The organism is Streptomyces glaucescens, assembly GCF_002154375.1.
GTDB classification, from domain to species: domain Bacteria; phylum Actinomycetota; class Actinomycetes; order Streptomycetales; family Streptomycetaceae; genus Streptomyces; species Streptomyces glaucescens.
On the sequence record NZ_MUND01000868.1, the window covers coordinates 1 to 6,258 of the forward strand.

6 protein-coding genes and 1 pseudogene are annotated in these 6,258 nt (G+C 68.8%); 1 reads left to right on the plus strand and 6 read right to left on the minus strand.

Going from position 1 to position 6,258, the window contains the following annotated elements; all coding sequences use genetic code 11:
* The 6 genes and pseudogenes from CCN42_RS38605 to CCN42_RS38630 form a co-directional block, all read right to left on the minus strand.
* Window positions 1-548: pseudogene (locus tag CCN42_RS38605) on the minus strand (NADH-quinone oxidoreductase subunit F); the annotation flags it as partial.
* The gene (gene nuoE, locus CCN42_RS38610; RefSeq protein WP_086741876.1) at window positions 548-1,426 is read right to left on the minus strand and encodes an NADH-quinone oxidoreductase subunit NuoE; all 879 of its coding nucleotides are present in this window, start codon (window positions 1,424-1,426) and stop codon (window positions 548-550) included. The gene nuoE and the pseudogene CCN42_RS38605, both read right to left, overlap by 1 nt.
* Window positions 1,423-2,745, minus strand: coding sequence for an NADH-quinone oxidoreductase subunit D (locus CCN42_RS38615; protein WP_086169093.1), 1,323 nt, complete (start codon window positions 2,743-2,745; stop codon window positions 1,423-1,425). Before CCN42_RS38615 ends, nuoE begins: the two co-directional genes overlap by 4 nt.
* Window positions 2,742-3,503 carry an NADH-quinone oxidoreductase subunit C gene (locus CCN42_RS38620; RefSeq protein WP_086169092.1) on the minus strand — a complete coding sequence of 254 codons (762 nt, stop codon included), beginning with the start codon at window positions 3,501-3,503 and terminating at the stop codon, window positions 2,742-2,744. The genes CCN42_RS38615 and CCN42_RS38620 overlap by 4 nt, the downstream gene beginning before the upstream one ends.
* The gene (locus tag CCN42_RS38625; protein WP_030813694.1) at window positions 3,500-4,054 is read right to left on the minus strand and encodes a NuoB/complex I 20 kDa subunit family protein; all 555 of its coding nucleotides are present in this window, start codon (window positions 4,052-4,054) and stop codon (window positions 3,500-3,502) included. Before CCN42_RS38625 ends, CCN42_RS38620 begins: the two co-directional genes overlap by 4 nt.
* Window positions 4,055-4,067: 13 nt before the next feature.
* Window positions 4,068-4,427, minus strand: a complete 360-nt coding sequence (locus CCN42_RS38630) for an NADH-quinone oxidoreductase subunit A (protein WP_007383963.1) — start codon at window positions 4,425-4,427, stop codon at window positions 4,068-4,070.
* Window positions 4,428-5,143: 716 nt separating this feature from the next.
* Between CCN42_RS38630 and CCN42_RS38635 the strand changes: the two genes are divergently transcribed.
* Window positions 5,144-6,001 (plus strand): C40 family peptidase, encoded by an 858-nt coding sequence (locus tag CCN42_RS38635; RefSeq protein ID WP_086741877.1) that lies wholly within the window; start codon window positions 5,144-5,146, stop codon window positions 5,999-6,001.
* The last annotated feature ends 257 nt before the right edge of the window (window positions 6,002-6,258 follow it).

A 6,258-nucleotide genomic window follows, 5' to 3' on the forward strand; every position in this document is an offset into this window, starting at 1 on the left:
ATGTACGCGCCGGCGCCGGCGTGCACGGTGAGTTCGAGGTCGAGTCCGCTGCCCAGGATGTTCTCGCCGAGGTAGCCCGCCGCGTAGGCCTCGCGCACGGCCTCGTGCAGCCGCCGCAGGACGGGGACGACTTCGCCCCGCAGATAGATGAAGGCGTGCGACGACCTGATGGCGTAGCACGCGATGACGATGCCCTCGATGAGGCTGTGCGGGTTCGCGAAGAGGAGCGGGATGTCCTTGCAGGTCCCCGGCTCCGACTCGTCGGCGTTGACAACCAGATAGTGCGGCTTTCCGTCTCCCTGGGGAATGAACTGCCACTTCATCCCCGTCGGGAATCCCGCGCCGCCGCGCCCGCGCAGACCGGAGTCCTTGACGTACGCGATCACGTCGTCCGGCGACATGGCGAGCGCCTTGCGGAGCCCCTCGTACCCCTCGTGCCTCCGGTAGACGTCCAGGGACCAGGACCGGTCCTCGTCCCAGAAGGCCGACAGCACGGGTGCGAGCAGCTTCTCGGGGCTGGTGTCTTTCAGCTCGGCTGCCAAGGTCATCACTCCCCCTCCTCGGCGGTGGGCCCTGCCGGGTGGGCAGAGTCGGATGCCGATGTGTCCTGCGGCGCGTCGTGCGAGCTGAGGTGCTGTGCGGGCGACGGCTCGTGGCCCGTGGCCTGCGGCGCGTCGTGCGGTCCGCCCTCCCGTGGGTGGACCACGCGCGCGGGTGCGGTCTCTCCCCTCGCCAGGCGAAGACCCACCAGCGACGCGGGTCCCGCGCTGCCGCTCGCCTCGACGGCGCCCTCGCGCTCGTCGGGGAAGCCCGCCAGGATCCGGGCGGTCTCCTTGAAGGTGCACAGCGGCGCCCCGCGGGTGGGCGAGACCGGGGTGCCCGCGCGGAGGTCGTCGACCAGGCGCCGCGCGCTCTGCGGGGTCTGGTTGTCGAAGAACTCCCAGTTGACCATCACGACCGGCGCGTAGTCGCAGGCCGCGTTGCACTCGATGTGCTCCAGGGTGACCTTGCCGTCGTCGGTCGTCTCGCCGTTGCCGACGCCCAGGTGCTCCTGGAGCGCCTCGAAGATGGCGTCGCCGCCCATCACCGCGCACAGCGTGTTGGTGCAGACGCCCACCTGGTAGTCGCCGGAGGGCTTGCGCCGGTACATGGTGTAGAAGGTGGCGACCGCGGTGACCTCGGCCGTGGTCAGGCCGAGCGTCTCCGCGCAGAACCGCATGCCGGTGCGTGTGACATGGCCTTCCTCCGACTGCACCAGGTGCAGCAGCGGCAGCAGGGCGGACCGGGAGTCCGGGTAGCGGGCGACGACCTCGCGCGCGTCCCGCTCGAGCCGGGCTCGGACGTCGTCCGGGTAGTCGGGCGCGGGCAGCTCGGGCATGCCCAGGCTGACGCCTCGCTCCGCCCGCTCCGAGGATGAGGTGGTCACCGGTCGACGCCTCCCATCACGGGGTCGATGGACGCGACGGCGACGATGACGTCGGCGACCTGGCCGCCCTCGCACATCGCCGCCATGGCCTGCAGGTTGGTGAAGGACGGGTCGCGGAAGTGGACCCGGTAGGGGCGGGTGCCGCCGTCGGAGACGGCGTGCACGCCCAGCTCGCCCTTGGGCGACTCGACGGCCGCGTACGCCTGTCCCGGCGGGACCCGGAAGCCCTCGGTGACCAGCTTGAAGTGGTGGATCAGGGCCTCCATGGAGGTGCCCATGATCTTCTTGATGTGGTCGAGGGAGTTGCCCAGGCCGTCCGGGCCGAGCGCCAGCTGGGCGGGCCAGGCGATCTTCTTGTCGGGGACCATGACCGGGCCGGGCTGGAGCCGGTCCAGGCACTGCTCGACGATCCGCAGCGACTGGCGCATCTCCTCCAGGCGGATCAGGAAGCGGCCGTAGGCGTCGCAGCTGTCGGCGGTCGGGACGTCGAAGTCGTACGTCTCGTAGCCGCAGTAGGGCTGCGCCTTGCGCAGGTCGTGCGGCAGGCCGGTGGAGCGCAGGATCGGGCCGGTGGCGCCGAGGGCCATGCAGCCGGCCAGGTCGAGGTAGCCGATGTCCTGCATGCGGGCTTTGAAGATGGGGTTCCCGGTGGCGAGCTTGTCGTACTCCGGGAGGTTCTTCTTCATCTTCTTCACGAACTCGCGGATCTGGTCCACCGCGCCGGGCGGCAGGTCCTGGGCGAGTCCGCCGGGGCGGATGTACGCGTGGTTCATCCGGAGGCCCGTGATCAGCTCGTAGATGTCGAGGATCATCTCCCGGTCACGGAATCCGTAGATCATGATCGTGGTGGCGCCGAGTTCCATGCCGCCGGTGGCGATGCACACCAGGTGGGAGGAGAGCCGGTTCAGCTCCATCAGGAGCACACGGATGATCTTGGCGCGGTCGGTGATCTGGTCCTCGATGCCGAGCAGCTTCTCGACGGCGAGACAGTAGGCGGTCTCGTTGAAGAAGGACGTCAGGTAGTCCATGCGCGTCACGAACGTGGTGCCCTGCGTCCAGGTCCGGTATTCGAGGTTCTTCTCGATCCCGGTGTGGAGGTAGCCGATGCCGCAGCGGGCCTCGGTGACCGTCTCGCCCTCGATCTCCAGGATCAGGCGGAGCACCCCGTGGGTGGAGGGGTGCTGCGGGCCCATGTTGACGACGATGCGCTCGTCGTCGGCCTTGGCCGCGGACTGGACGATCTCGTCCCAGTCGCCGCCGGTGACCGTGTAGACGGTGCCCTCGGTGGTCTCCCTGGGGGAGGCGTGGGAAGTGCTCACGAGTACGACCTCCGCTGGTCCGGAGCCGGGATCTGGGCGCCCTTGTACTCGACGGGGATGCCGCCGAGGGGATAGTCCTTGCGCTGCGGGTGGCCCTGCCAGTCGTCCGGCATCATGATCCGCGTCAGGGCCGGGTGACCGTCGAAGACGATCCCGAAGAAGTCGTACGTCTCCCGCTCGTGCCAGTCGTTGGTCGGATAGACCTGGACCAGGGACGGGATGCGCGGGTCGGCGTCCGGGGCGCTGACCTCCAGGCGGATCAGCCGGTTGTGGGTGATCGAGCGCAGGTGGTAGACGGCGTGCAGCTCGCGGCCCTTGTCGTTCGGGTAGTGGACGCCGCTGACGCCGGTGCACAGCTCGAAGCGCAGGGCCGGGTCGTCGCGCAGGGTGCGGGCGACGCGGACCAGGTGCTCGCGCTCGATGTGGAAGGTCAGCTCGTCGCGGTCGACGACCGTCTTCTCGATGGCGTTCTCCGGGAGCAGGCCCTGCTCCTCCAGGGCGCCCTCCAGTTCGTCGGCGACCTCGTCGAACCATCCGCCGTAGGGGCGGCTCGCCGGTCCCGGGAGCCGGACCGAGCGGACCAGGCCGCCGTACCCGGAGGTGTCGCCGCCGTTGTTCGCGCCGAACATGCCGCGCTGGACGCGGATCTCCTCGCCGCCCTGGCCGCGCTGGCCGGGCAGGTTGGAGGCGCTGAGGTCCTGCTCGGGGTTGGGCTGGTCAGGCCCGTGCGCACCCTGGGTGCCGTTCGCGTCGCTCACCGCAGCAGCCCCTTCATCTCGATCGTCGGCAGGGCCTTGAGCGCCGCTTCCTCCGCCTCCCGGGCCGCCTCCTCGGCGTTCACGCCGAGCTTGGTGCCCTGGATCTTCTGGTGGAGCTTGAGGATCGCGTCCATCAGCATCTCGGGCCGCGGCGGGCAGCCGGGGAGGTAGATGTCGACGGGGACGATGTGGTCGACGCCCTGGACGATGGCGTAGTTGTTGAACATGCCGCCCGAGGAGGCGCACACGCCCATGGAGATCACCCACTTGGGGTTGGGCATCTGGTCGTAGACCTGCCGCAGCACCGGGGCCATCTTCTGGCTGACCCGCCCGGCGACGATCATCAGATCGGCCTGGCGCGGGGAGCCGCGGAAGACCTCCATGCCGAAGCGCGCCAGGTCGTAGCGCCCGGCACCGGTGGTCATCATCTCGATGGCACAGCAGGCGAGGCCGAAGGTGGCGGGGAAGACCGACGCCTTGCGCACCCACCCGGCTGCCTGCTCGACGGTGGTCAGCAGGAAGCCGCTCGGCAGCTTTTCTTCGAGTCCCATGAGTTAAGGCCCCTCAGTCCCATTCCAGGCCGCCGCGCCGCCACACGTAGGCGTAGGCGACGAAGACGGTGAGCACGAAGAGCAGCATCTCCACGAGCCCGAAGACCCCCAGGGCGTCGAAGGTGACGGCCCAGGGGTAGAGGAAGACGATCTCGATGTCGAAGACGATGAAGAGCATCGCCGTCAGGTAGTACTTGATGGGGAAGCGCCCGCCGCCGGCCGGCGTGGGGGTCGGCTCGATACCGCACTCGTAGGCTTCGAGCTTGGCGCGGTTGTACCGCTTCGGACCGATCAGCGTGGCCATGACCACGGAGAAGATCGCAAAGCCTGCCCCGAGGGCTCCCAGTACGAGGATGGGCGCATACGCGTTCACCGCTCCTCGCTCCTCTCAGTCGGCACTGACTGCTGGCGGTTTTGCATCGGGCTCACATCTGCCTCACCGGTCTCACCAACCCCGTTCGTCCCGGCGAAGATCGAGAACATGTGAAGCAGGTCACAAGCCCAACTGCCTCGCATCTTATGCCTGCCGCTCTGTGATCTGCGACACGGGGTATTGCACAAGCTTTGTGATCTCCACCACCTGGCGAAGGATCATGAAGTCGTATGAGCGGTGATCTTCACACGCGAAGCGTCAGAGTGATCACTACTGGTGACATTTTCACTCGTCGCCGCAGGTCGATAGGGGCGTCTCCATATCAAGAGAGTTCCCGTGCATGCAAATTGGCTTTGCAGTCGATCTCTTGATAGTGGCCCCCGTTCACACCTCGGAAGGAGGTTCGGGAGCCGGTGTGGACGTGTGCACGCGTTCACGAACTCGCCGGCCACCGGAACGCGCGCCAGACGCACCCGTCGCCGCAACCGTTCCGTGACCTCCGCCACATTCATGAGAGGGCCCTGGGAACCGGGCTTGGCCAACCACCCCAACCGGTGGTAGGCCGCGGGCAATTCGGGCGTAACGACGAAAACCCATGATCACAGGCTTGAGGGGGTGGGTCCGCAATGTCCGTTACGGCGTCAATAAGGAGTCTGCGGGGAGGGTTTCGGGGGCCGAATTGAACAACTGTGGCGCAGACCACGTTTCTTGAAGGTATGGAGGAGGCCCTGATACCGGTTGTTCCCATGTCCCACACCGCTCACATACGCAGCCACCGGAAGCCCCGTCGCAGCGCGTCGAAGATCGCGATGCGGGCCGGAGTTGCCGGTGGCATCCTCAGCACCGTGGCAGTCGCCGGTGCGTCGGGTCCGGCGAACGCCGCCGAACCGGTGACGCAGACGCTCGAACTGCCCACCCTGACGGCCGACCTGGCCGCCCAGGTCGCCGAGTCCGCGGACGCCACGGAACTGGCCGCCGCGAACTACGAGCTGCAGGCCGAGCGTGACGCGGCCGCCGCCCAGGCCGCCAAGGAGGCCAAGGCCGACCTCGCCGTGGCCAAGAAGAAGGCCGAGGCCAAGAAGAAGGCCGAGGAGGCCGCGCGCAAGGCCGCCGCCGAGCGCGCCGCACGCGACGCCGAGCGGGTCACGCTCGCCGCGTCCGCCGACGTCTCCGCCCCGTCCGCCTCCGCCTCCACCCCGTCCGTTACCGCGCCCGCCAGCGGCAGCGTCGGGACGGTCATCGCCTTCCTCAAGGCCCAGCTGGGCGACGCCTACGTCATGGGCGCCACCGGCCCCAACGCCTGGGACTGCTCCAGCCTCGTCCAGGCCGCGTTCCGCGAGGTCGGTGTGGACCTGCCGCGCGTGTCGCAGGACCAGTCGATGATGGGCACCGAGGTCTCCCTGTCCAACCTCCAGCCCGGCGACATCCTGTACTGGGGCGGCAAGGGCTCCGCGTACCACGTGGGCGTGTACATCGGGGGCGGTCAGTACCTGGACGCCGCGAACCCCTCCAAGGGCGTCGTCATCCAGGACCTCTCCGGCTACCCGGCGTCGGGCGCGGTGCGCGTCCTCTGAGCCCTCGCTCGACACCGTGGAAAGGGCCGCAGCCGCTCGGGGGCCGCGGCCTTTTCCCGCGTACCGCCGGCCTCCGGCGCTGCGGACACACCTAGGTCGTGTCCGCAAAGTCCCGTCGTCCGCCCGAAGGGCGGGCCCCGCGGCGTCTGGTGCGTGCTCTCGGCGCGCCGGGCGGAGTCCCTCGTACTGGATGTACTTGGGGCTTCGCCCGGCGCGGCGAGAGTGCGTGCCAGGCGTCGCGGGGCAGACGGGACTTT